We start from the raw sequence: 24,067 nt of genomic DNA on the forward strand, positions 1-24,067 counted from the left end.
ATAGCGGAGCGTAATCCGCGCTACCCCAGGCCCTCAATGGTTATCGCGCGGCACGCCATAGGTTTCGGCGATGCGCTGGAACTGCACCGCCGGTTCCAGGATGGCGCCGTCACCAAGCTGACCCACCATCCGTCGCTGAATTTCCTGCCACGGCGTTTGCGAAGCCGGATAGCGGTAGCCACCCGCCGCCGCCAGCGCCGCCTGACGCTCCGCGATCTCCGCATCCGAAATCAGGATATCGGCCCGGCCCTTGCGCAAATCGATGCGCACCCGGTCGCCTGTACGCAGGATAGCCAGATTGCCGCCCGCCGCCGCCTCCGGCGAAGCGTTGAGGATCGAGGGCGAGCCCGAGGTGCCCGACTGCCGCCCATCGCCAATGCAGGGCAGGACGCTGACCCCCTGTTTGATCAGATAGGCGGGCGGACGCATATTCACCACCTCCGCCGCCCCCGGATAGCCGATGGGGCCGGTGCCGCGCATGACCAGGATATCGTTGGGGCCGATATCCAGGGCGGGATCGTCGATGCGGTGATGGTAATCCTCCGGCCCATCAAAGACGAAGGCCTTGCCCTCGAACGCGTCGGGATCGGCGGGGTTCGACAGGTAGCGGTCGCGGAACTCCGCGCTGATGACCGAGGTCTTGACGATGGCATTGTCGAACAAGGTGCCGCGCAACACGATGAAACCGGCATCCGGCTTCAGCGGGTTGTCGAAGGGCCGGATAACCTCCGGCATCTCGATCTCGCGGCCCCGACAATTCTCCCCGATGGTGCGGCCATTGACGGTCATGGCGTCTTCGCGGATCAGGCCCTGGCCCATCAGCTGATTGACCACGGCGGGCACGCCGCCGGCATGGTGATAATCCTCGCCCAGATACTCCCCGGCGGGCTGCAGGTTCACCAGCAACGGTATCTTGTGGCCATGGGTCTGCCAATCATCCAGCGACAGTTCCACACCCATATGGCGGGCGATGGCGGCCAGATGGATGGGGGCGTTGGTCGACCCGCCGATGGCCGAATTGACGACGATGGCGTTCAGGAAGGCATCGCGCGTCATGATGTCGGACGGCTTCAAATCCTCCTCCACCATACCCACGATGCGCTTGCCCGTCTCATAGGCCACCTGTTGCCGTTCGCGGTAGGGGGCCGGGATCGCGGCGGAGCCGGGCAGCTGCATGCCCAAGGCCTCGGCCAGTGAATTCATGGTGGTGGCCGTGCCCATCGTGTTGCAATAGCCCGTGGACGGGGCCGAGGAGGCGACCAGATCAATGAAGCCCTTATAGTCGATCTCACCCGCCGCCATCATCTGGCGCGCCTTCCAGACGATGGTGCCCGACCCGGTGCGCTCTCCCTTGTGCCAGCCATTCAGCATGGGGCCGACCGACAGGGCGATGGCAGGGATATTCACGGTCGCGGCGGCCATCAGCATGGCCGGCGTGGTCTTGTCACAGCCGATGGTCAGCACCACCCCGTCCAGCGGATAGCCGTAGAGCAGCTCCACCAACCCCAGATAGGCCAGATTGCGGTCAAGCCCCGCCGTTGGGCGCTTGCCCGTCTCCTGGATCGGATGGACGGGGAATTCAATGGCGATACCGCCGGCAGTGCGGATGCCTTCCCGGATGCGTTCCGCCAGAACCATATGGTGGCGGTTGCAGGGCGACAGGTCCGATCCCGTCTGGGCGATACCGATGATGGGTTTGCCCGACTGTAGCTCTTCCCGGCTCAACCCGAAATTTAGATAGCGCTCCAGATAAAGCGCCGTCATGTCGGCGTTGTCGGGGTTGTTGAACCATTCCTGCGACCGCAGGCGGCGGGGCGCTGCACCCTGCGCGACCTGATCCTTGGCCATAACCTTCATCTCCCTGGAACTACCGGCACAGACCCTGACGGGTATCCCGGTGTTTCTGGGATAACATTTATCAGATCACATTTTCAATATTATAATATAAATAGACCGAGATAATCGGCACAAGGGGAGGCATTCCCCCCGAAGCTGTTTGTTTTGCGAAAGCGGGAAAGCCCCGGTAGCGGGACCGTCAGAACCACGCCGACCGCGACTCCGTCAGGTGCCGAGCTGGTGTCGCAGATCATCCAGCGTGCTGCGGATATGGCTGGCGACAAGCTGTTCCATGCGCGGCTCGTCAGAGGATATCCAGGCTTCGAGAATGGCGCGGTGTTCCTGGCGGGCGCGGTCTTCGCGCCCCTTTGGTTCCAGATGCATGCGGACATAGCGTTCCGACAGGATGTGCAGACGCTTCAGCAACTGATAGGTCACCGGGCCGCCCGGCTTGATCAGCGACAGGTGGAACAGCCGGTTCTGCGTGACATGGTCGGCGCCGTCCCGGTCCTGATCCATTTCCAGGGCCGCCAGGGCCGCGCTGGCGGCGGCATGATGTTCCGGCAGGGCACGCCGCGCGCCATCGACCACGGCACCGGGTTCCAGCTTCAGACGCAGGGCGAAGACTTCGGCGGCTTCCGCCGTGGTCAGCGGGCGCACGACATAGCCCCGGTTGGGGTAGGAGATCAGCAGCCCGTCCTGTTCCAGCCGGCCCAGCGCCTCTCGCAGGGGGATCTTGCTGACGCCCAGTTCGGTGGCGATCACATCCTGACGCAGGGGCATGCCGGCAGGAATGGCACCGATCAATATCTTCCGGCGCACGGCCTCGTAAGTCTGATCCGACAGAGTTCTGACAATGATGCTCATCGCGGGGCCGGGAAATGGGGGAGGAAAAATCGTCATACTTATACCAGCTAAGATACAAAGCATACGCACGAAGAATTTATTACGAAATCGTAATGATGTTTGTTCCGGGTACGCATCAATGATGGATTGGTGCCGGCTCAGGCCGGTTTCCGGTCCCGGCGGCCCGCCCGCTGAACGCAACGCGGTTACGTCCCGCCTGTTTGGCGCGGTACAAAGCCGTATCGGCCCGCCCGATCAGACGCGCCAGATCACTGTCCTGATGCCCATATTGCGCGCCGCCGACGCTGGCCGTCAGGCCGATGACGCTGCCTTCATGCTCCACAGGCTGAGCCCCAATGGTCGCGCGGATGCGCTCGGCCACGACCAGTGCCTCCGCCTCGTCCGTTTCCGGCAGCAGGACGGCCAGTTCCTCCCCGCCATAGCGGGCGACGACATCCGTGGTGCGCACCGATATCAGCACGCGCTGGGCGGCGGCCCGCAGGGCCGCGTCGCCCGCATTATGGCCGAACGTATCGTTGACGTTCTTGAAATGGTCGAGATCGACCAGCAGCAGGCTGAACGGACGTTCATAACGCTGGGCGCGGTCAATTTCGGCCAGCCCTGCCTCCTCGAAGCGGCGGCGGTTAAGGAGGCCCGTCAGGGCATCGGTACTGGCCAGACGCTCCAACTCCGCATTGGCGTCGACAAGATCCTGGGTCCGCTGCGCCACCAGCCGTTCCAGCCAGCGCCGCTGACGCCGCAGGGCCGATGTCCGGGCCTGGATCACCAACCCCAGGATAGCCAGGACGGCCAGAACAGCGGCCACCCGCGCCAGCCCGGTCTGATACCAGGAGGGCAGGACGGTGATGGCGACCGTCCGTGTGGCGCTGCCCCACACCCCTTCCTTGTTGGTCGCACGCAGACGCAGGGTATAGCTGCCGGGCGGCAGGTTGGTGTAGGTGGCCAGCCGGCCCAGGGCATCCACCTCCACCGACCCCTTGTCGAACCCTTCCAGACTGTAGTTGTAGCGCAGGCTGCCAGGCCCAGCATAATCAAGAGCCGCGAAGCCGACCGTCAGCGTCTGGGCCCCGGCCGGCAGGGTGATAGCGGCTTGCGGCGGCTTTGCCACCTTGGCCGCACCGCCCGGCACCGCCACCTCCGGCAAGGCCGTAAGGTTCAGGGCCGCCGCCGGGATCGGCTCATTATCGATGCGGACCTCCGTCACCACCAAAGGCGGCTGATATTCCCAGTTGCGCAGCGCGGAGGGCCGCACGATGGTCAAGCCTTCGCGTCCGCCGAACAGCAGTTCCCCACCCGCCAGCCGGGCCGCCGAACCAACCCAGGTTCCCCGCACGCCCAGACCATCATCCCAACCGACGGAAGTGATGGCACGGGTTTCCGGGTCGATGCGGGCCAGACCATCCTCTGTGCTGACCCAGATTTGACCGGCATCGTCCATGACCATGGCCTGCACGCTGTCACCGGGCAGGCCATGACGCTGTGACAGGGTGGTGAAACGGTAACGTTCATCCTCCAGATCGCTACCCAGAACGCTGACGCCACCGCCCAGCGTCCCCACCCACAGCCGCCCCTGCCGGTCATAGATCAGGCCGGTAATGTAGTTATGGGCCAGTGAGGACCAGTCCCAGGAACGGTTCTGCACCCGCCGGACACGGCCCGTGCGCGGGTCGATCAGGTGCAGACCGCGATGGGTGCCGGCCCAGATACGGCCACCGGGGGCGCTGGCCAGCACGCGCACCCGATCATCGGCCAGGGTGGTGGCATCTTCCGGATCATGGCGAAAATGGGTGACCGCACCGCTGCGCGGATCGAAGCGGACCAGCCCCTCACTCGCCAGCCACAATTCCCCATCACGAACCAGGATGGCATGGATGGGGGACCCGGCCAGGGGACCGGGCAGATCGACCTGCCGCACCTGCCCCGTGGCTCGCGAATAGCGTGCCAGACCCAATTGTGTGCCGATCCAGACTGTATCGGTTCCTTCCTCGGCCATGGCCAGGACATTGGCGCGCGGCAATCCCTGCCCCGGCGCGCCGCCGGGCGGCAACCGGATGCGGCCGCCGGTCGCGGGATCGAGAATATCGATCCCCTTCGTCTCGAACCCCAGCCAGACCTTGCCATCCTGGGCGGCCAGGATGGAGCGCACCTGCGGCTCGCTGGGGCTTTCCGGATGGGAGGGAGAGGAGAAGATCGAAAGGACACCCTGATTGGCGGGGTTATGAACATTCACTCCCCCACCCCAGGTCGCCACCCAGATCAGGCCGGAGCGGTCGCGCAGCATGGTACGGACAGCATCGCTGCTGATGCTGGCCAGCACGGCGGGATCATGATGGATGGACCGCAGCACGCCGCTGTCCATATCCAACTCCAGAAGCCCGCCGGGATCGGTAGCGATCCAGATACGATCACGCGGGTCACCCTGGACATCCAGGTCCTGGATGGCACGCACCTGTGGCCGATCGGCAATGCGGCCATCGGCGCGCGCCATGTCGAAGGATTGCGATATGCCGGTATCCAGGTCATGGCAGACCACGATGCCCCCACGTGTCCCCACCCAGATACGACCGCGCGCATCCTCGAACAAGGTGGTGATGGAGGCGTCGGGCGGAATGCTGGGAAGGGACAGGATATCATGCGCATCCTCGAACCCGCTGCGCCCCGGCCTGCGCAACGCCAAGCCCCGGTCGGTGGCGACCCACAGGGTTCCCTGCCGGTCGAACAGCAGATCCAGCACAATATTGCCCGGCAGGCCGCCATTGCGCCCGCCATCCTGCACCTTGAAATTCTCCGCCGCCCCCGTTTCCGCATCCAACCGGGCGAGACCGGAGCGCAGCGCCACCCAGATATTGCCGTCGCGATCTTCGGCAAACCGATAGGCGGTAGGATGGGCCAGACCGCCCGGACCCGCCGGATAGCGGGCAAAACTTTCGGTTTCCGGGATGAAGCGGGCCACACCGCCATTATTGGTGCCGACCCACAGGCGTCCATGCCGGTCGACATGCAGTGCGTTGACATAACCGTCCGGCAGGGAGGACGGGTCGCGGCTGTCGGGCTGGAATGCGCGGAAGCGATAGCCGTCAAACCGGGTCAGGCCAACCGGCGTGCCGACCCAGATGAAGCCGGCCCGATCCTGGACAATGGCCGTGACAATATCGCTGGGCAGACCGGCACCACGGCCGATCCGCTCAAAAAGCACTTCGGCCCGATCATTCCAATAGGTGTCTGTGCGGTGATCCGCCGTCTGCGCAAAGCCGGGGACTGCTGCGAACCCGAAGAGCACGCAGATGAACAGCACGGCAAGTCTGTGGAACCGACGCATGGCCGGCATCCAGCCGTGTGTTGGCCCAACCGCATTGCCCAAACTGCTCCTCCGCCGCAGATTAGGGAGAGTTTATCATTTCCAGACGGAATTCACCATGCGGCTGCAGGTTGCAGATATTGCAGACGAGGGTCAGCGCCGACTTTGGGCGATCAGTGACCTGCATTTGTCAATGTCCGCCAACCGTAATGGGATTGAGGCCCTGCCGGACCATGGTGCCGACTGGCTGATACTGGCAGGCGACATCGCGGAAAAACCCGACGATCTGGACTGGGCCCTCCACAGCCTGTCACGCCGCTTCGGCCGCCTCATCTGGGTGCCCGGCAATCATGAACTCTGGACGGTGAAACAGCCAGACGGTTCCTTGCTGGGAGGTGAGGCGAAATATCAGGCCATGGTTGATGTCGCCCGCCATCATGGCGTGGCGACACCGGAGGACACCTATCCCCTGTGGGAGGGGCCGGGCGGGCCGGTCATGCTGGCCCCGCTGTTCCTGGGCTTCGATTACTCCTTCCGCCCACCAGAGGTGCTGCTGGAAGGCGTCCTGGACTGGGCCTGGGAGAAACGGTTGCGCAGTGCCGATGAAACCCGCCTCTCCCCCGCCCCTTACGCCACGCGCCAGGATTGGTGCGCGGCCCGCGTCGCCTGGACCAGGGCGCGGCTGGAGCGGGAGATGCCGGCGGGAATGCGAACGGTGCTGATCAACCATTATCCGCTGCGCCAGGATCTGGTGACCCTGCGCCGCATCCCGCGCTTCAGCCCCTGGTGCGGCACATCGGCCACGGAAGACTGGCACCTGCGTTTCAACGCGCTGGCCTGTATCCATGGTCATCTGCATGTACCGGCCACCCATTGGCGTGACGGCGTGCGGTTCGAGGAAGTGTCGCTGGGTTATCCCCGGCAATGGCAGCCCCATGGCCGCGGGCCCGACCGGGCCCTGCGGCTGGTGCTGCCATCATAGCCAGAGGCCGGGGGTGCCGACCCGCCCTGGTTTGGACAGGGCGAAACGCGCTATGATGGCGGACGGACCATCATGGGGGCGGGAATTGCGCGCGGTTTATCTGCTGCTGGCCGGGGCCGCCCTGGGCCTGGGTACGCTGGCCTTCGTCACCTTTCAGGTCACCGACAGCCTGGCCCCCTTGCCCGTGGCCGGACGCGGTGCGATCCTGGCTGCCTTTTGCGGTGCCGCCGGATTGTTCAGCCTGTTCGTCTGGCTGCAGCGTAAAGCCCGGCGGCAACGGGACGGTAAACCCTAAATGACCTGGGTCAGCAGGTCCGGGATACGTTCCTTGAAAGCGAAGAAGCCCTTTCCGGCATGGGGCCAGCACAGGGCGTCATAGGGTCGGCGCAGCGCCAACAGCTTCACCCCTGCCCGGCCCAGTTCAGCCGCCACCCGGCCCAGCGCGTCGCGTACTGGCCCCACCGGCGCTTCGGGAACCAGCACTTGGGTCAGGGCGTTGGCGCGGGCCCAGGCCGCGACCTCCCCCACGCTGAGGCAGGAACCGGTCAGGCCCAACCGTCGGCCCAGACCGGCCACCCCGTCGCCCACGGCCGCCGCCATCCAGTCCTGCACCAGGGCCGACCGGCCATCATCGATGATCAGACCCGCCAATGCCTGGATATCTAAGCCGATCTCCAGCCCCACCCCGGCCACGTCATCGCCATGCAGCAGCAGGCCCGTGGGCGCACGCCTGTCGGGCATGGGAACCGGGGCAATGGGGGTGATGGGCGGCAGGATCGGTTCCTCCAGCGCCACCGCCACCCCGCTCAACCCATCGGGATCAAAGCGGCCATAGGTGTGGTCGCGGATATTGTCGCGCCGGGCCAGATAGGTTTTACCCTTGGTATGCAGTCCCGCCACCCAGCGCCAGGAGAGGGTGTTGCTGGCAGGGTCTCCATCCAGCAGGTGGCGAAAGAAGAAATCAGCCCCCAGTTCCCAGGGCAGGCGCAGGGTGAAAATCCAGATGCTGGCGAACCACATGCGGGCATGGTTGTGCAAATAACCGGTCTCCACCAGCTCCGCCGCCCAATCGTCGAAACCCTCGATACCCGAACGTCCCTCGCAGGCCCGCTCCACCCGGCGCGCCAGCGTCCGGTCATGGGCCATGGCATTCATGGCCGCGTTCAGCCCCTGGGTATAGCGATCATAGATGCCGGGCCGCATCTCCAGCCAGCCCTTCCAGTAGGTACGCCAGAAGACCTCCGCCACGAATTTCTCCGCCGCGTCGGCCCCATGCGCCGTGATCGCCGCCTGCAACAGCTCCTGTTCCGTCAGCAGACGGTGCCGGACATAGGGCGACAGTTCGGATACGGCATGGCGCTTGCCAGGACCGGGGTCGCTGTTGCGCCCGGCGGCATAGGTGCGGCCCATACGGGGGGTGAAGCGGGACAACCGGTCCAGGCCGGCGGCGCGCGTCGGGGGAAAATGGATCATCTGCATGGGTGGGCAATGTAGGTCGCGACCGCCCGGCGGAAAGGGGATTCGTGGTGCGATTAAATCCCGCCGTCGGCCACTGTCCCCGTCACCGCATCCATGCTGGCCATGATGCGGGCATAGGCTTCGCGTTCCACCTCGGTCAGGTAGGGGTGCCAGATGTCGAAGATCAGGACGACGCGCAGCTCGTCACTGTCGTTCCAGGCTTCATGTTCGATCGTGTCATCGAACACCCAGGCCTGCCCCACCTTCCATTCCCGCGTCTCGTTCCCGACCCGGAAGCCGCAGCCGGCGGGAACCACCAGCGGCAGATGCACCACCAGCCTTGTATTGGCCACGCCATGATGCGGCGGAATGCGGGTGCGCGGCTTCAAAAGCGAGAACATGGCCACTGGCGACCGCTGGACCACGCGCGGCTGCGGCATGTCGGCCAGAACCGACATGGTGACGGGGCAGCGGTCGGCATTGGCCGGCACCGGCTCCCCCTTCTCCAGCAGGTGGAACGCGCTCCAGCGCGGGGAATTGTTCAGGGGCTTCCACTGATCCAGCGGCGCCCAGTCGGGATATTGCACATAGGGCACGGACCCGGACTGGTCCGGGTCGGCCAGCAGACCCGCCAGTTCCCGCTGAATATCCCGCGTCGCCCCCTCCAGCCGGTCCAGCCAGGGGAATTCCTCCTGCTCGAAAAACTCAATCGATGGCAGGCCCGGCAGGTGGAAATGCGTGGGTTTCTGGGTATAGACCTTCCGCCGGCCCAGCAGATGATCGATCATCCGATCGATACGGCGGGTTTCCGACGATCCGCGCGGGCTGGACAGTTCCGCCACAGACCCACGCAGGCTGCCTTCCAGTTCGCGCAGATAGGCGTCATGGATCTGCTGCGCCCGCGCCACGGCGCGCCGGGTCGGTTCATCATAATGGCCGTGCGGCACATATTGGGTCAGGGCCACGCCATAGGCCTGGGCCGCCTGCCGCTGCTGCCCCTGCGCCTCAAGGATGCTGGCGCGCATCAGCAGCGCCAGGAAATTCCGCGGATCAACACGCAGCGCGCTGTCCAGCGTGGTCAGCGCGGTGGCCAGATCACCGCCCGCCCGATGCGACACGGCAAGGTTCAGCCACAGCGAAATATCACCCGGAAAGCGGCGCAGGGCGGTTTCCAGCATCTCCCGCGCATCGCGCATGCGGCCCGACGCCATCAGGCGCATGGCCGACAGGCTGGCATCCTGGGCCGTCAGTTCCGCTACCGCCATCGGCTGTTCCCTCACACACGACAAAACACTCACGCCCTAGTCCCAACGGACTAGGCCATTTTGAATGATAGGGATGGTGCCAATTCTGTAAAGCGCCACCCGCACCCCGTGCTTAACGAGTGATTAACAGCCTATGATTTGTATCGAAACATGTCAAACCATCGCGGAATCTGCATATAAATCAAGCAGACCCATGCATTTTCAGGCGGTTAGGGCATCGGCCAGCCGATCAAATGCAACAGAATCGGGGGAAGCCCCAGCCGGAACAAACCAGGGCGGTCGGGAAATGCCCGGATCAACAGGCCAGCACGCCCCATTCCATGAAACAGGTCGCGGCCCGACTGCCCCCGGAGCAAGGCATAGAGATCGGTGTTTCCCAGCACCTCCAGACCCGCCTTTCGATATAGACGCAACGACCTACCCATGGCGTCCGCCAGCCGGCGGCGGGTGGCCGTCTGCCATCCCATATCGGACAGGGCCGCCGCCCCCACCACCAGTGCCGGCCCAGCCACGGCCCAGGGACCCAACCGGGCCGCCATGTCCCGGATAGTATTGGGCGGAGCCAGCAGGAAACCCAGGCGCAGCCCCGCCAGACCGAAGAACTTGCCGAAGGACCGCAGGATCAACAGACCCGGCTGCCCGGCGAGCGACGCCAGCGACAGATCGGGCCGCAGATCACAGAACGCCTCATCCACCAGCATCCATCCCCCGCGCCGGGCGATTTCCGACAAGAGGGGACGCAGCCGGGCCGGATCATAGGTGCGCCCGTCGGGATTGTTGGGATTGACCAGCAGCAGCACATCGGGCAGCGGTCCGCCCAAGTCCGGCAGGGTGGCAATCATCCGCACCCGGTGCCCGGCCCGCGCCCAGGCCGGCGCATGTTCGCCATAGGTGGGGCCGACAATCGCCACATCCGCCCCCGATGGCCGCAGGAAGGGCAGACCGCTGATCAGCACCTGCGACCCCGGTGCCGGCAGGATCGCGTCGGGATCGGCCACGCCATAGGCGGCCATGGCCGCCCGCTTCAACGCCGTCTCATCCAAAGCGGACGGCAGACGGGTCCAAAGCGCCGGGCCCAGCGGCGGCAGCGGATAGGGCCAGGGATTGATGCCCGTGGACAGGTCGATCCAGGGCCGGGGCGCATTGGGGAACAGGGCAGACATCACACCCAAATCGCCGCCATGGGGCTGCACCCCAGCACCATCCATGCTATCACCTTGTTCCATCATGGAGATTTTCCCACCCCTGTTGATCTGTGCGCTGGTTCTGGAGGCGCTGCTGGGCTACCCGGACGCGGTCTTCCGCATACTGCGTCACCCGGTTGTCTGGATCGGTGCTGTGATCGCCGCCCTGGACCGCATGCTGAACCGGGGGCCGGGCTGGCTGCGGCGGCTGGGCGGTGTGGTGACGGTGCTGGTCCTGGTGGGCGGCGCGGTCGGCATGGGGGCGACGTTGCAGATCTGGCTGCTGTCCCTGCCCTGGGGCTGGCTGCCCCTGGCGCTGCTGGCTGGAACGCTGCTGGCGCAGCGCAGCCTTTACCGCTTTGTGAAGGCGGTTTCCGTCGGGCTTAACCAGGGCGGGCTGGCCGGTGGCCGGGCCGCCGTGGCCCATATTGTGGGCCGTGACCCGGAAAGCCTGGATGAGGCCGGGGTGGCGCGGGCCGCCATCGAAAGTCTGGCGGAGAATTTCTCCGACGGGGTGACAGCACCCGCCTTCTGGCTGGCCGTCGGTGGGCTGCCCGGCATCCTGGCTTATAAGGCCATCAACACCGCCGACAGCATGATCGGCCACCGCACACCCCGGCACGAAACCTTCGGATGGGCCGCCGCGCGCCTGGATGATCTGGTGAACCTGCCCGCGTCGCGCCTGACCGCCCTGTTGCTGGCACTCGCCTCGGGTCCCCGTGCGGGCGCGGCGCTGAAGGCCGTCTGGCGTGACGCCGGTAAGCATCGCAGCCCCAATGCCGGTTGGCCGGAAGCCGCCATGGCGGGTGCCCTGCGCCTGCGCCTCGCCGGTCCCCGCCGTTATGCCGGACATGTGGTGGAAGACCATTGGATGGGCGACGGAAAGGCAGAAGCGACGGCGGCGGATATTGACGCGGGTTTGCGCCTGTATCGCCGGGCCCTGGCGCTGCTCTGGCTGCTGGCGGCGTTCTGGGCCTTGGCTTAGCGGATGGGACACCCCTCGGCCGTCACCCCGCGACAGCCAGCAACCCGTCCATGTCCAGGTGCCGCTCCACCGCCGCCGCGCATTCATCCAGCGCCGCATCAACCGCTGTTTCATAGGACAGACCCGACGCCGCGCCGAACCCGGACAGGAAGCCAGCGCGGAAAGCATCGCTGGAAAACAGCCCATGTACATAACAGCCGGCAATACGGCCATCGGCGGACACGGCCCCTTCCGGCCCCGCGCCCTCGATCCGCAGCATCGGGCGGTCGCAGCCGGGCCCCGTTGTCACGCCGACATGCATTTCATAGCCGGTAAACATCCCCTCCCCCGCCGCACCGGTGCCCGTCACGGGCTTCAGCACCTTTGACCCGGTCAGGACCGTATCGATCTCCAGCCAGCCCAGGCCCGGCACTTGGCCCGCCGGCCCCTCGATCCCGCCCGGATCGGCGATGGTGCGGCCCAGCATCTGATAGCCGCCGCAGATGCCCAAGACCCGCCCGCCGCGCCGGATATGGGCGTGCAAATCCACGTCCCAGCCCTGACCCCGGAAGAAGGCCAGATCGGCGATGGTGGCCTTGCTGCCGGGCATGATGATCAGGTCGGCATCCAGCGGCAGGGGACGGCCCGGCGGCACCATGGTCACCGATACTGACGGCTCCAGGCGCAGCGGATCGAAATCATCGAAATTGGCGATGCGCGACAGCATGGGAACCGCGATACGCAATTGCCGCCCGCTGCCTGCACGCCAATGGTCCAGCACCACCGCATCCTCCGCCGGCAGCCGTGCGGCGGCAGGCAGGAAGGGCAGCACGCCGAAACTGGGCCATTCAGTACGGCGCATGATCTCGATAAGGCCATCATCGAACAGCAGGACATCACCCCGGAACTTGTTGATGATGAAGCCCTTGATGGCGGACCGGTCGGCATGGTCCAGGACCGTGTGCGTGCCCACGATGCTGGCGATCACCCCGCCCCGGTCGATATCGCCAGCCAGGATGACGGGCACGTCGGCGGCCAGCGCGAAACCCATATTGGCGATGTCGCGGGCCCGCAGGTTGGTCTCCGCCGGACTGCCCGCCCCTTCTACCAGGATCAGGTCAGCGCCTTCCCCCAACCGGCCGAAACTGTCCAGAACGGCGGTCAGCAGCGTGCCTTTCCGCTGCTGATATTCGGACGCCTCGGCGGTGCCCAGCATACGGCCCTGCACCACCACCTGTGCGCCCGTATCGCTTTGCGGTTTCAGCAGGACCGGGTTCATATGGACCGACGGCGCGACACGCGCGGCACGCGCCTGTAATGCCTGCGCCCGCCCGATTTCCCCCCCATCCGGCGTGACGGCGGCATTGTTGGACATGTTCTGTGGCTTGAAAGGTCGCACCGACAGGCCCCGGTTGGCGAAGGCACGGGCCAGGGAAGCCACCAGCAGCGACTTGCCGACATCCGATCCGGTCCCCTGGATCATCAGGGCGCGGGGCCGCGTCGCCATCAGAACTCGATCCCGGCCTGGGCCTTGATCCCGGCATTGAACGGGTGCTTCACCGACTGGAACTCCGTCACCAGATCGGCCGCATCCAGCAGCAGCGGGTTGGCGTTGCGGCCCGTCACCAGCACATGCAGATCGGGCCGGCGCGACACCAGCGTCGCCACCACCTCGTCAATATCCAGATAGCCATAGCGCAGGGCGATATTCATCTCGTCCAGCACGATCAGGCGATATCGCTGATCCACCATCATGGCCCGCGCCTGATCCCAGGCGCGACGTGCGGCCAGGATATCCCGCTCCTTATCCTGGGTTTCCCAGGTGAAGCCCTCCCCCATCACATGATGGTCGATCAGATCATCGAACCGTTCCAGCGCCACCTGTTCGCCCGTGGCCCAGGTGCCCTTGATGAACTGGATGAAGCCGACACGAAACCCGTGGCCAGCGGCGCGCATCATCAGGCCCAGCGCCGCCGTGGACTTGCCCTTGCCCGGCCCCGTATGGACCATCAGCAGGCCCTTCTCATGCTGCCGCTCGGCGACGCGGCGGTCCATCAGGGCCTTGCGCTTCTGCATCTTCGCCTTGTGGCGTTCCGCCTCTTCCGGCGTGACCGTGGCTTCCATCATTATCCTCACTTGAGTGTCATCGGCAGGCCAGCGGCCATGAACAGCACCTTGTCGGCGATGCGCGCGATATCCTGGTGCAGGCGGCCCGCATGGTCGCGGAACAGGCGCGACAGGCGGTTGTCGGGCACAATGCCCAGCCCCACCTCATTGCCGACCAGCACAACCGGCACCGTCAGCCGGGGCAACAGGTCGAGAAGCCGTGCGGCCTCCGCCTCCACCTCCCGCCCATCCAGCAGGATGTTGGTCAGCCACAGGGTCAGACAATCGACCAGCACAGGCTGGCCTGTGGCATTGGCGCGGTTCAAGGCCGCCACCAGATTGAGCGGTTCTTCCACCGTCACCCAACCCTCGGCCCTGCCCCCCTGATGCAGCCGGATACGGTCCTGCATTTCCGCGTCAAAGGCCTGGGCGGTGGCAATGTAGATCCAGGGCCGGGGCAAGGCCGTCACCAGCTGTTCGGCCATCCGGCTTTTGCCCGACCGCGCCCCGCCCAGGACCAGGGTAATGCCAGTGGTCATGCCCGCATCTCCATCGGCAGCCGCCGCCAGGGCAGGGCAAAGGGCGCCCCCTCATGCCCACCGCGCACCAGTTCGATGCCATAAACCCGGCCCAGCGCGCCGCTGTCCAGAAGGTCGGCGGGGGCCGTATCCGCTGCCACCGTCCCGGCATCATCCAGCAGGCACAGGCGGGTACAGTGCCTGAGGGCAAGCGTCAGATCATGCAGCACGACCACCACCGCCATGCCCCCCGCCGCCAGCCCGGCCAGCAGTTCCATCACCTGCAATTGATGATACGGGTCCAGGCCCGCCGCCGGTTCATCGGCCAGCAGTACCGCCGGATCACCGGCCAGGGCGCGGGCCAGCATGACCCGCGCGCGCTCCCCGCCCGACAGGCTTGTCACACTCCGTTCGGCGAAGTGTGTGACGTCGCACTGTTGCATGGCGCGGGCAATCGCGGCCCGGTCCACCTCTGCCTCGCCCCCCCAGGGGCTGGCATGCGGCAGGCGGCCCAGGGTCACCACCCGCTCCACCGTCAGCGGCCAGTGACAGGTTGCACCCTGTTCCAGAAAGCCGATCCGCCGCGCCCGGTCCGCCCGCTTCCATTGCTCCAGCGGCCTGTCATCCAGGGTGACGGCCCCGTCTGCCTTCAACAGGCCCGCCATCACCGACAGCAGGGTGGATTTACCGGCCCCGTTCGGCCCGATCAGGCCGACACATTCCCCCGCCCCCACCGACAGGTCCACCCCATCCAGGATGGGCCGGGCTCCACGCGCGAACCGGATATTGCGGGCTGACAGCAGGCTCATCGCATCCGCTCCCTGGTTTTCAGCAGCAGGTGAAAGAAGAAGGGCGCGCCGATCAGACCCGTGACCACGCCCAGTTTCAATTCGTCATTGGTGGGCAGAAGCCGCACCAGAATGTCGGCGGCCAGCAGCAGGCAGGCACCGGCCAGGGCCGAGGGCCAAAGCAGCCGTGACGGCTGGTTCCCCGTGACCCGGCGTAGCAGATGCGGCACCACCAGCCCGACAAAGCCGATGCTGCCCGTCACCGCCACCGCCGCCCCCACCGACAGGACGGTGCCGATGATGATGCGCCAGCGCAAGGCGCGCAGGTCCACCCCCATGCTGCCCGCCGTGCGTTCGCCCAGGCCCAGCGCGTCCAGCGCCCGGCCCGACCCGCCCAGCACCAGGATGCCGGCAATAATGAAGGGGGCCGCCATCAGCAGATGATCATTGGTGCGGTCGGTCAGACTGCCCAGCAGCCAGAAGGCGATCTCCAGTGCTGCATGCGGATTGGGGGCGAGGTTGAGGGCCAGTGACGTCAGCGACCCTGCCAATGTCTGCACCGCCAGCCCGGCCAGGATCAGCATCAGGACGGAGGCATCGCGCCCCGCCAGCCCCTGGATCAGCAGCATGGCCAGCCCCGCCCCCAGCATCCCCGCCACCGGCAGGGCCAGGGGGGCCGTCGCCGACAGTCCGAAATAGATGGCCAGCACCGCGCCCAGCGAGGCCGAGGACGACGCCCCGATCAGCGAGGGTTCGGCCAGCGGATTGCGCAGATATCCCTGCAACGCCGCCCCGGCCATGCCCAGCCCGGCCCCGACCAGCGCCCCCAGCAGGGCGCGCGGCAACCGGATTTCCAGGGCGATCAGGGCGGCGGGGCTGGCCTTCCCAATGAACAGGCCCGACAGCAGGTCCGCCGCCGGGACATCGGCGGGGCCGATCAGGAAGCTGGCGGCCAGCAGAATGGGGAAGATGAATAGGAGAAGGAGAAGCGGCCAAGTGGCGCGACCGACCACCTCCCCCCTCCCTCCCCGCTGGGCAGCGGGGATTGTGTGCGTGGTGCTTTCATGGGTGGTGGTCACGATCTATCCACCCCCATACCCGTCATCCCCGCGAAAGCGGGGACCCAGCATGAGGCGCGGTCAGCGCCGATATGAGTCATGTCGCGGCTATCGCCGCTCTCGCTGGGTCCCCGCTTTCGCGGGGATGACGCTCGAAGAGATGCCACCTTCATCGCCCCACCCCCAACGCGTTACCCGCCACGTCCGCCAAGCGCTCCACCGCCTCAATCGAAGCCGGCGAGGCGCACAGCCACCACGCGATGGGGAAAGACGCAACGGCCATGTCGGCCCGCGCCGATGCCAGGGCCGGGTGATCCATCACCGACTGGCCGACGCCGGGCCGGTCAGGGCGCACAGAATCCAGCACCAGCAGGTCGGGCGGGTTCAGCAGCAGGGTTTCCACCGCCACCCGTCCATTGGGCCGGCCCGACAATTTGCCGCCGATATTGTCCAGACCTGCCGCCTTCATCATGTCATTGACGATGCCGCGCGATCCCGGCACCTCACCGCCCGGTCGGTACAGGGCCGCCGTGGGCCTGTTCCCCCCGGCAGGGGCCGACAGTTTGGCCCGCAGCCGGTCGGCCAGCGCCCTTCCCTGCGCACCCCGGCCCAGGGCATTGGCGACCTGCTCAATCTGCGGCGGGATGTCGGCCAGGGTCTGCGGCGTCTTCAGCCGCAGCACCGGCACACGCAACCGTTCCAGCATGCCCACCGTCTGCGCCCTGGCATAGCCGCCGGCAATGACCAGATCAGGTTTCAGCATCAGAACGCTTTCCGCTGTCCCGTCATGGATGGGCAGGCCGGCGGCCCGGTCGGCATAGGGCGACAGGTGCGCATCCCCGGCCAGCCGGGTCAGTCCGGCAATCTGCGTCTGCGCGTCCAGGGCCAACAGGAACTGATCCGCGCAGAGCGATAGGGAGACGACACGACCAGCCGGGGGCAGGTCCGGCACCGCCCCCGCCGGGAGCGCCATCAAGGTCGCCACCAGAAGGGCGACGCCGGCCCGCATCAGAAGGTCACCGTCACGCCGCCAAAGGCCGACCGGCCCGGCGCACGATAGGTGCGAACCTCCTGGTAATCCTCATCGAACAGGTTCTCCACCCGCCCGAACAGGCTGACATTGTCCAGAACGGCCCAGCGCGCCGTGAAATCCACGGTCGTGTAGCTGTCCAGGATGGCAGAGGTGGCCGACGCCGTGTCACGCTGCTTGCCGACATAGCGCAGGGCCGCCCCGACACCGACGCCTTCGATGACAGTCCAGTCCACCGACGCATTGAGCGTATCTTGCGGCCGGCGCGGCAGATCACGGCCCGTGACCCGGTCCTTGGCGTCCAGGTAAGTATAGTTGGCCTGGATCAGCAGGTTCTCCACCGGCGTCGCCTCGAACGTCAGTTCCACGCCCTTGGTTCGGGCGCGGGCCACGTTGATATAGCCGTTGGAGAAGCCGATCATGTTCTTGTAGCTGTTGCGAAACAGGCTGGCCCCGAAGCCGACACGGCCATCCAGCAGCTTCTGGTCGAAGCCGATATCGGCCCCCCTGCCATCCTCCGCCGACAGGTTCTTGTTGCCATAGAACGGGTCGTACAGTTGATACAGTGTCGGGGCCTTATTGGCGGTGCCATAGCTGGCGCGCAGCACGGTGCCCGTGGCCGGCACCTGATAGGCACCCGTGGCACGCCACGTCCCCTCGGTCCCAAACTGCTCATGATCATCGACGCGCCCGCCCACGGTCAGGGTCAGGTCGCTGGTGATTGCGGCCTGATACTGCACAAAGGCCGATTTGGTGGTGACGCTATCATCCAGGCCCGTGCTGGTGGTGGTGCCCACCGTATTGGTGGTCTTGCCATCTTCTTCGTCGACCGACAGGCCGATGGTGGCGATGTCGGCATCGCGCAGGCGCAGATTGCCTTGATAATCCAGGGCCTTGCGCCGGCTGTCAAAGGTGGAGAAACGGTAGAAACCCGTGGGCTCATCAAAATCACGGTCGGTGGTGGCATAGCTGGCCGCCAGCACATTCTCGAACGCGCCATCCAGCAGGCTCAAGGTGCCGGCACCCCGGACCTGCCACGTCTCCTTTTCCTGCGAAGACGGACCGTCACCGCCGAACGGATCGAATTCCGTATCCAGCCAGGACCAGCCGGCATTCAGATCAAAGCGCAGGATGTCGGACGCCTTCACGCCTACCCGGCCGCTGACCGACCGCGCATTGGTGCCGTCCTTCTCGTTCCCCACAAAGGTCCGGGAGAAGCCGTCGGTGTGCAGGTTGCCGGCCGACAGAGCGTAATCCACCTGCTGCGTGCCGCCCGTCAGGCTGGCCTGTTGGCGGAACGTGCCATAGGCCCCGCCTTCCAGCGTGCCTCGAATCTTTGTTTCACCCTCGCCACGGCGCGTGATGACATTGATGACGCCGGCCATGGCGTCATTGCCATAGAGCGCGCTCTGCGGGCCTTTCAGCACCTCGATCTTCTCGATATCGCCGGTCAGCAGGCTGTTGAAATCGAACTCGTTATTGGCGCCCGACGCGTCATTCACCTCGACCCCGTCGATCAGCACCTTGACCATGCCGCTTTCCGACCCGCGCAGACGCAGCGTGGAGGTGCTGCCCAGCCCGCCATTGCGGGAGATGGACACGCCGGGCACGCGCTTCAGCAGATCGATGGCCTGCACCTGCTGCCGGCGCTCGATCTCGGCACTGTCGATGATGCTGACGCTGCTGCCCACGCGTTCCTGTGCGGTGGGCACCTTGTTGGCGGACACAATGATCTCGGCTACCTGCGTCGGTTCGGCCAGCGCCGCGCTGGCGGACAGGCTGGCAGCCGCACCCAGCAGGGCGGCACGGAAATAGGAAACCTGGCTCACTTCATCACTCCGTTTCGTTTCATGACGAATTCGGCGGTGATGCGCAGATAAGGGTCACCCTTCGCGTCCCCCGCAGGGACACGTCTGGATTCATCTTGATAATCTGGTCCTGTCAAAGCCCCGTCTGGGCCTGGTCATGAACCGGTTCACCCGCGCACTCCTTCCGAAGCGCCAGCGCGAAACGGTGAACCGTCCCATCGGGGCACCCCGCCCAATGGCCGCGCGACGCATTGCCGATGGCAGGTCTCCTGGCTCACGGGTCGTCGCACATACCCGGCCTTCCCAGTTTCCCAGTGGCCATGTCGGGCAGTACTCGCCGCTTACAGTTGCGGGGGCAGCCATGGCATTGACACCTTGCGGTACCGCACCATGTTCCCTTTTCACCCCTTGCGGGGAACCATCGATAGTCCGGTCTTACCGCGCCCGCGAAGGGCGCGCAAGGGGACGTGCGTGTCCGCACCAGACATGACACCGTCCCGACCGTGACATGCCCCCTCTGCGCCCTGACGCTGTGACCCGGAAGTGACGCCCGGCAAAAAAGCAGGGTGACGGCCCCCCGCATACATACGAAAGGCAATGGTCAAAGGAACAATTGTCCCGCACCGTCAAAGGATTGGAACAGAACGGACATACAGTCACACCAGGATAACGACACGCATAAGCACACGGACGAAACCAGTTTCCCCACAACGATAAGGGAAGAGGCTCATGATCCTGTCGCTTCGTTCTTCGGTGAAAACCCGCCTCGTCCTTTCCGGCGTCGGGCTCTGCCTGGGGCTGGGGATTGCCCTGACCATCGGTGCCGCGGTTCAGTCACAGCGGACAACGGGCGAACAGGTCCGTCAGGCCTTGCAGGAGGCGACAACAGGCTTCGCCCTGATCGCCGCCGATCTGATCGAAAATGCCATCGACAATGCCCGCGTCATCAATGCCCAGACCGAAGGCGGGCTGAAGATCAAGGGCTATAGCCGCGAACTGGTCTCCGCCCAGGCGACCGCCGCGGTCGCGGCCAATCCCGATATTGTGGGCGTCACTGTCGCCTTCGAACCCAATGGCTTCGACGGCAATGATGCTGGCGGCAAGGGCTTTACCGGTGCCGACGCCGATGGCCGTTTCGTCCCTTATTTCTTCCGCAAATCCGACGGAACGGTGGGGGTGGAAGCGCTGATCATGACGGTGGAGGCGGGGATCAAGGAATGGTACCTGGACCCGCTGGCCGCCAACCGCACCATGCTGACCGCGCCTTATCCCTACCCGATTGCGGGCAAGGAAGTGCTGATGGTCACCGTCAGCACCCCGATCCGCCGCGATGGCAAGCCCATCGGCATTGTCACCACCGACATGGCCCTGACGGCCCTGCAAAAGCAGTTCGCGGCCTTCCGCCCGCTGGAGACGGGTGATGTCCGCTTGCTGGCCCAGAATGGCAGTTGGGTGGTGCATCCCGATGCCGACCAGTTGAACAAGCCGCTGGCCAAGGGTGCCCTGGCCGATCTGGTGGCGCAGGCACAGAAGGCGGGGCGTGCCACCTATGCCACCTTGACCCTGGAAGGGATGGAGCGGCTGGTTTTTGCCACCCCCATTCAGTTTGACGGGGTACAGGAACAATGGGTGCTGATCACCACGGTCCCGACCGCCGTGATCGGCACGGCCCTGACCCGGTCGGTCACCACCCTGGCCATCATCGCCGCCATCCTGACCCTGCTGGGTGCGGGCCTGTTCGTGCTGATGGGCAACAGCCTGGCGCGGCCCGTCCTGGCCCTGACCGATGCCATGGTCCGCGTGCGGCGCGGGGACCTTACCTCCCCCATCCCCGGCACCGACCGGGTTGATGAGATCGGGCACATGGCCGAAGCCGTCGTTGCCTTCCGCGATGGTCTGGCAGAGGCCGAGCGATTGCGGACTGAAGCGGAACGCAAGGATGCGGAGGCCGAGGCCAAGCTGAAATCCGACCGTATGGCCCTGGCCGAACGGTTCGAGCGCGAGGTGGGTGCCCTGTTGCGCGGTGTTTCACAGAGCGCCGAACAGATGGTGGAAATGGCGCAATTGATGTCCACCGACTGCGCCGACACCCAGCAGAGCACTGCACTGGGCGCATCCGCCGTGACGGAGGCCGCCAGCAATGTGCAGACGGTGGCGGCAGCCGCCGAACAGCTGCGCGCCTCCATCGCCGAAATCGGGTCTCAGGTGCAGATGTCGGCCACCATTGCGTCCCGCGCGGCGGAGGAAGCGGGAAGTGCGACCGGCACGGTCGATACCCTGATTCAGTCGGCCGACCGTATCGGTGCGGTGGTCAACCTGATCAGCGAGATTGCCAGCCAGACCAATCTGCTGGCGCTGAACGCCACCATCGAGGCGGCCCGCGCCGGGGAGGCCGGCAAGGGCTTTGCCGTCGTGGCGTCGGAGGTGAAGAACCTGGCCACCCAGACGGCGAAGGCCACGGACGAGATCGCGGAACTGGTCGCCTCCATCCGGGGATCGTCGGCAGACGCGGCCAAGGCCATGGGGGGCATCGCCACCACCATCCGTACCATCAACGAAACCGCCACCGCCATTGCCGGTGCCGTGGAGGAACAGACCGCCGCTACCCAGGAAATCGCCCGCAATGTCCATGAGGCCGCCCACGGCACCGACGAGGCCTCACGCGCCATCCAAGGCATTGCCGATAAGGTCCTGGCGGTGACAGAGGCCGCCGTCATGGCGCTGGACAATGCCGCCCAGGTCCGCGACAGCGCCGGCGTGGCCGACCGGGAGGTAGCCAGCTTCGTGACGCAGATCCGGGCTGGGTGAGAACCCCGCAGGAGCCGTCAGATCAGATCGCCCATATCCAGTGTGCCGGTGAAACCGGTGATGTTCACGATGAAATCATCGGTGCTGAACACGGTGCCGGCGACGCTACCACTAACGATCAGATAGGTCTGTTCGCCGTGGCTGAACAGGCCCGCGGTGAAGGTGGTCTTGGACAGTTTGCCGCTGACGAACAGCGTATTGACGGCGGCGGCCAGGGTCGTGCCCGTCAATTGGGTCGTGCCTTCCAGGACGGTCTTCACCGTAAAGGGAAGGTCGATACGGTCCTGGGGAGTGCCAACCGTATCACCCAGCTCAAGGTCCGTGATGCTGTCGATAATGCTGGCGGCCAAGGAGCCGGTGCCCCGGCTCTCGATGACAGAGGCGTACTGGAACAGATCCTTGCCCTCGCCGCCCGTCAGCATATCGACGCCACTGCTGCCGATCAGCGTATCGTTGCCGGCCCCGCCCAGGAGCGTGTCGGTGCCGTTGCCGCCGTTCAGCTTGTCGTCGCCAACCGCGCCGGTGATGATGTTGTTCAGGGCGTTGCCGGTACCGGTAAAGCCATCCTTGCCGGTATAGGTCAGGTTCTCAACCTCCGCGCCAAGACTGTAACGGTTGATCCCGACCAGGATCGTGTCTGTGCCGCCATTGGCACTCTCGGTGACAATGTCGCCCGTGGCATCGACGATATAGGTGTCGTTGCCAGCACCGCCCAGCATCGTATCGTTGCTGGCACCGCCATCCAGCAGGTCATTGCCCGCCCCACCCGTCAGACGGTTGGCAAGCCCGTTGCCAGTACCGGTGAAGGCAGCAGTGCCCTTGTAGGTCAGGTTCTCGATATTGCTGCCCAGCTGATATGCGGTCAGGGCCGTCTGGATCTCGTCGGTGCCGGCCTGGTTGGCCTCGATGACCTGATCGCCGTTATCGTCGACCACATAGATGTCGTTGCCGGCACCGCCAGCCATCATGTCTGCGCCGGTCCCGCCATTCAGCAGATCATTGCCGGTACCGCCCGACAGCGTATCGTTGCCCGCCCCGCCATTCAGGGTGTCGTTGCCGCTGTAACCCAAGATATTGTTATCGAGAGCGTTTCCGGTAGCGGTCAGGCTGGCCACAGCCAGAACCACCAAATTCTCGACATTATCGGGCAGGGTGTAGTTGACCTGGGTATAGACCGTGTCAATGCCCTCATCGGCATTTTCGATGACGCGTTCGTTGCTGGCATCGACCTCATAATGGTCATTGTCGGCACCGCCCCGCATCTCGTCCGTGCCAAGACCGCCGCGCAGAAGATCGGAGCCGCCACCGCCAACCAACGTATCCGCGCCCGCTCCGCCGATCAGAAGGTCGGCGCTGCCGCTGCCGGTGATGCTGTCATTGCCATTGCCACCGTCGATAGAGGCAGGGGTGTTGGCACCAGCGCTGAGCGTATCGGCAGCAGCCGTACCCTTCACCCCCTCGAACGCATTGCGCAGCCGATAGATCATCACCTCATTTGGCGCGGTTCCGGCCAGGGCGGCGCTGGTGATGGTGGTCTCAGCGATGGCACCGTTACGGTCGCCATTATCGATACGGGTCAGCGTGACGCCCTGATTGTCACTGCCGACGGCCGTCACGATGAAAGTATGATCGGTTTCGCTGCCCTTTGCCCCAAGCGTCCAGTTCAACCGCACCTGATCGCCGGGGCGCAGACCGCTGACCCAATTGTCCGGTGGTGTGCCGACATAGGCCCCCGCGACCAGCCAGTTATCGTTGATGGCGCGGGCATTGACCAATTCATAGCGCATTGCGGCCAGGACACTGCCCCGCGACTCGCCGTCCACCACGAAGAAGGAATTATTCGCACCCTCGGCGATGCTGGCGACCTCGCGCGCGAAATCCATACCGGTCGCCGCGCCCACAACCAACCCCAGGTTGGAACGCGCAATGGCTACGATCTCAGCCGCACTCAGCTTGCCGGCCTGCGCGCTGGTCTTGACCATCTTTGTCTGCCAATCGGCCATCGCGTCTCCGGCGCATGGTCCCAGCCATGCCTGCAATCTTTCACTCAGAACAGCTTAGCAGAGTTAGATAAAATTCGAACTATTTCTGGTCGCA

Annotated in this window: 18 protein-coding genes and 1 riboswitch; of the genes, 4 read left to right on the top strand and 14 right to left on the bottom strand. The window is 65.4% G+C overall.

The window, feature by feature from the left end; all coding sequences use genetic code 11:
* Positions 1-33: 33 nt before the first annotated feature.
* The 3 genes from ABC729_RS22575 to ABC729_RS22585 all read right to left on the bottom strand — a co-directional run bounded on the left by ABC729_RS22575 (position 34) and on the right by ABC729_RS22585 (position 6,022).
* Positions 34-1,848, bottom strand: coding sequence for an IlvD/Edd family dehydratase (locus ABC729_RS22575; RefSeq protein ID WP_495609862.1), 1,815 nt, complete (start codon positions 1,846-1,848; stop codon positions 34-36).
* A 213-nt stretch (positions 1,849-2,061) separates the two neighbouring features.
* On the bottom strand, positions 2,062-2,703 hold the full coding sequence (locus tag ABC729_RS22580; protein WP_495609863.1) for a GntR family transcriptional regulator: 642 nt from the start codon (positions 2,701-2,703) through the stop codon (positions 2,062-2,064).
* A gap of 115 nt (positions 2,704-2,818) precedes the next feature.
* Entirely contained in the window at positions 2,819-6,022 is a 3,204-nt protein-coding gene (locus ABC729_RS22585) for a ligand-binding sensor domain-containing diguanylate cyclase (protein WP_495609864.1), read from the bottom strand.
* A 97-nt stretch (positions 6,023-6,119) separates the two neighbouring features.
* Here ABC729_RS22585 and ABC729_RS22590 point away from each other — a divergent pair, with 97 nt between their 5' ends.
* The gene (locus tag ABC729_RS22590) at positions 6,120-6,983 is read left to right on the top strand and encodes a metallophosphoesterase family protein (protein ID WP_495609865.1); all 864 of its coding nucleotides are present in this window, start codon (positions 6,120-6,122) and stop codon (positions 6,981-6,983) included.
* A gap of 85 nt (positions 6,984-7,068) precedes the next feature.
* Positions 7,069-7,278, top strand: coding sequence for a hypothetical protein (locus ABC729_RS22595; protein ID WP_495609866.1), 210 nt, complete (start codon positions 7,069-7,071; stop codon positions 7,276-7,278).
* Here the strand turns inward: ABC729_RS22595 and ABC729_RS22600 are convergent.
* The 3 genes from ABC729_RS22600 to cobD form a co-directional block, all read right to left on the bottom strand.
* A complete protein-coding gene (locus tag ABC729_RS22600) occupies positions 7,275-8,456 on the bottom strand; it encodes an FAD-binding domain-containing protein (protein WP_495609867.1) in 1,182 nt (393 codons plus the stop codon). The genes ABC729_RS22595 and ABC729_RS22600 overlap by 4 nt on opposite strands.
* Before the next feature lie 59 nt (positions 8,457-8,515).
* Positions 8,516-9,706, bottom strand: a complete 1,191-nt coding sequence (locus tag ABC729_RS22605; protein ID WP_495609868.1) for an aspartyl/asparaginyl beta-hydroxylase domain-containing protein — start codon at positions 9,704-9,706, stop codon at positions 8,516-8,518.
* Positions 9,707-9,915: 209 nt separating this feature from the next.
* Positions 9,916-10,935, bottom strand: coding sequence for a threonine-phosphate decarboxylase CobD (gene cobD / locus ABC729_RS22610; RefSeq protein WP_495609869.1), 1,020 nt, complete (start codon positions 10,933-10,935; stop codon positions 9,916-9,918).
* Here cobD and cbiB point away from each other — a divergent pair.
* Positions 10,934-11,875 carry an adenosylcobinamide-phosphate synthase CbiB gene (gene cbiB / locus ABC729_RS22615; RefSeq protein ID WP_495609870.1) on the top strand — a complete coding sequence of 314 codons (942 nt, stop codon included), beginning with the start codon at positions 10,934-10,936 and terminating at the stop codon, positions 11,873-11,875. The genes cobD and cbiB overlap by 2 nt on opposite strands.
* A 22-nt stretch (positions 11,876-11,897) precedes the next feature.
* On the opposite strand, the gene ABC729_RS22620 is transcribed toward cbiB, so the two are convergent.
* The 7 genes from ABC729_RS22620 to ABC729_RS22650 form a co-directional block, all read right to left on the bottom strand.
* Complete coding sequence (locus tag ABC729_RS22620; RefSeq protein WP_495609871.1) at positions 11,898-13,361, bottom strand: cobyric acid synthase; 1,464 nt, start codon at positions 13,359-13,361, stop codon at positions 11,898-11,900.
* Positions 13,361-13,981 (bottom strand): cob(I)yrinic acid a,c-diamide adenosyltransferase, encoded by a 621-nt coding sequence (cobO, locus tag ABC729_RS22625; protein WP_495609872.1) that lies wholly within the window; start codon positions 13,979-13,981, stop codon positions 13,361-13,363. Before cobO ends, ABC729_RS22620 begins: the two co-directional genes overlap by 1 nt.
* Positions 13,982-13,986: 5 nt before the next feature.
* Positions 13,987-14,499: a bifunctional adenosylcobinamide kinase/adenosylcobinamide-phosphate guanylyltransferase gene (cobU, locus tag ABC729_RS22630; protein ID WP_495609873.1), complete on the bottom strand. Its 513-nt coding sequence runs from the start codon at positions 14,497-14,499 to the stop codon at positions 13,987-13,989.
* Positions 14,496-15,287, bottom strand: coding sequence for an ABC transporter ATP-binding protein (locus tag ABC729_RS22635; RefSeq protein WP_495609874.1), 792 nt, complete (start codon positions 15,285-15,287; stop codon positions 14,496-14,498). The genes cobU and ABC729_RS22635 overlap by 4 nt, the downstream gene beginning before the upstream one ends.
* Entirely contained in the window at positions 15,284-16,345 is a 1,062-nt protein-coding gene (locus ABC729_RS22640; RefSeq protein WP_495609875.1) for a FecCD family ABC transporter permease, read from the bottom strand. The genes ABC729_RS22635 and ABC729_RS22640 overlap by 4 nt, the downstream gene beginning before the upstream one ends.
* 148 nt (positions 16,346-16,493) lie before the next feature.
* On the bottom strand, positions 16,494-17,333 hold the full coding sequence (locus ABC729_RS22645) for an ABC transporter substrate-binding protein (RefSeq protein WP_495609876.1): 840 nt from the start codon (positions 17,331-17,333) through the stop codon (positions 16,494-16,496).
* Positions 17,333-19,183 (bottom strand): TonB-dependent receptor plug domain-containing protein, encoded by a 1,851-nt coding sequence (locus ABC729_RS22650; RefSeq protein WP_495609877.1) that lies wholly within the window; start codon positions 19,181-19,183, stop codon positions 17,333-17,335. Before ABC729_RS22650 ends, ABC729_RS22645 begins: the two co-directional genes overlap by 1 nt.
* A gap of 221 nt (positions 19,184-19,404) precedes the next feature.
* A riboswitch (cobalamin riboswitch) is annotated at positions 19,405-19,600 on the bottom strand.
* A 291-nt stretch (positions 19,601-19,891) separates the two neighbouring features.
* Between ABC729_RS22650 and ABC729_RS22655 the strand changes: the two genes are divergently transcribed.
* Complete coding sequence (locus tag ABC729_RS22655) at positions 19,892-21,970, top strand: methyl-accepting chemotaxis protein (RefSeq protein WP_495609878.1); 2,079 nt, start codon at positions 19,892-19,894, stop codon at positions 21,968-21,970.
* Positions 21,971-21,987: 17 nt separating this feature from the next.
* On the opposite strand, the gene ABC729_RS22660 is transcribed toward ABC729_RS22655, so the two are convergent.
* A complete protein-coding gene (locus ABC729_RS22660) occupies positions 21,988-23,973 on the bottom strand; it encodes a calcium-binding protein (protein WP_495609879.1) in 1,986 nt (661 codons plus the stop codon).
* Positions 23,974-24,067 lie beyond the last annotated feature (94 nt).

This window comes from Niveispirillum sp. CC-CTL257, from assembly GCF_059489915.1.

Excerpts from the sequence above, each read along its gene's own strand:
- ABC729_RS22575 (WP_495609862.1), bottom strand. The coding sequence starts at position 1,848 with ATGGCCAAGGATCAGGTCGCGCAGGGTGCAGCGCCCCGCCGCCTGCGG.
- ABC729_RS22580 (WP_495609863.1), bottom strand. The coding sequence starts at position 2,703 with ATGAGCATCATTGTCAGAACTCTGTCGGATCAGACTTACGAGGCCGTG.
- ABC729_RS22585 (WP_495609864.1), bottom strand. The coding sequence starts at position 6,022 with ATGCGTCGGTTCCACAGACTTGCCGTGCTGTTCATCTGCGTGCTCTTC.
- ABC729_RS22590 (WP_495609865.1), top strand. The coding sequence starts at position 6,120 with ATGCGGCTGCAGGTTGCAGATATTGCAGACGAGGGTCAGCGCCGACTT.
- ABC729_RS22600 (WP_495609867.1), bottom strand. The coding sequence starts at position 8,456 with ATGATCCATTTTCCCCCGACGCGCGCCGCCGGCCTGGACCGGTTGTCC.
- ABC729_RS22605 (WP_495609868.1), bottom strand. The coding sequence starts at position 9,706 with ATGGCGGTAGCGGAACTGACGGCCCAGGATGCCAGCCTGTCGGCCATG.
- cbiB (WP_495609870.1), top strand. The coding sequence starts at position 10,934 with ATGGAGATTTTCCCACCCCTGTTGATCTGTGCGCTGGTTCTGGAGGCG.
- cobD (WP_495609869.1), bottom strand. The coding sequence starts at position 10,935 with ATGATGGAACAAGGTGATAGCATGGATGGTGCTGGGGTGCAGCCCCAT.
- ABC729_RS22620 (WP_495609871.1), bottom strand. The coding sequence starts at position 13,361 with ATGGCGACGCGGCCCCGCGCCCTGATGATCCAGGGGACCGGATCGGAT.
- cobO (WP_495609872.1), bottom strand. The coding sequence starts at position 13,981 with ATGATGGAAGCCACGGTCACGCCGGAAGAGGCGGAACGCCACAAGGCG.
- cobU (WP_495609873.1), bottom strand. The coding sequence starts at position 14,499 with ATGACCACTGGCATTACCCTGGTCCTGGGCGGGGCGCGGTCGGGCAAA.
- ABC729_RS22635 (WP_495609874.1), bottom strand. The coding sequence starts at position 15,287 with ATGAGCCTGCTGTCAGCCCGCAATATCCGGTTCGCGCGTGGAGCCCGG.
- ABC729_RS22645 (WP_495609876.1), bottom strand. The coding sequence starts at position 17,333 with ATGCGGGCCGGCGTCGCCCTTCTGGTGGCGACCTTGATGGCGCTCCCG.
- ABC729_RS22655 (WP_495609878.1), top strand. The coding sequence starts at position 19,892 with ATGATCCTGTCGCTTCGTTCTTCGGTGAAAACCCGCCTCGTCCTTTCC.
- ABC729_RS22660 (WP_495609879.1), bottom strand. The coding sequence starts at position 23,973 with ATGGCCGATTGGCAGACAAAGATGGTCAAGACCAGCGCGCAGGCCGGC.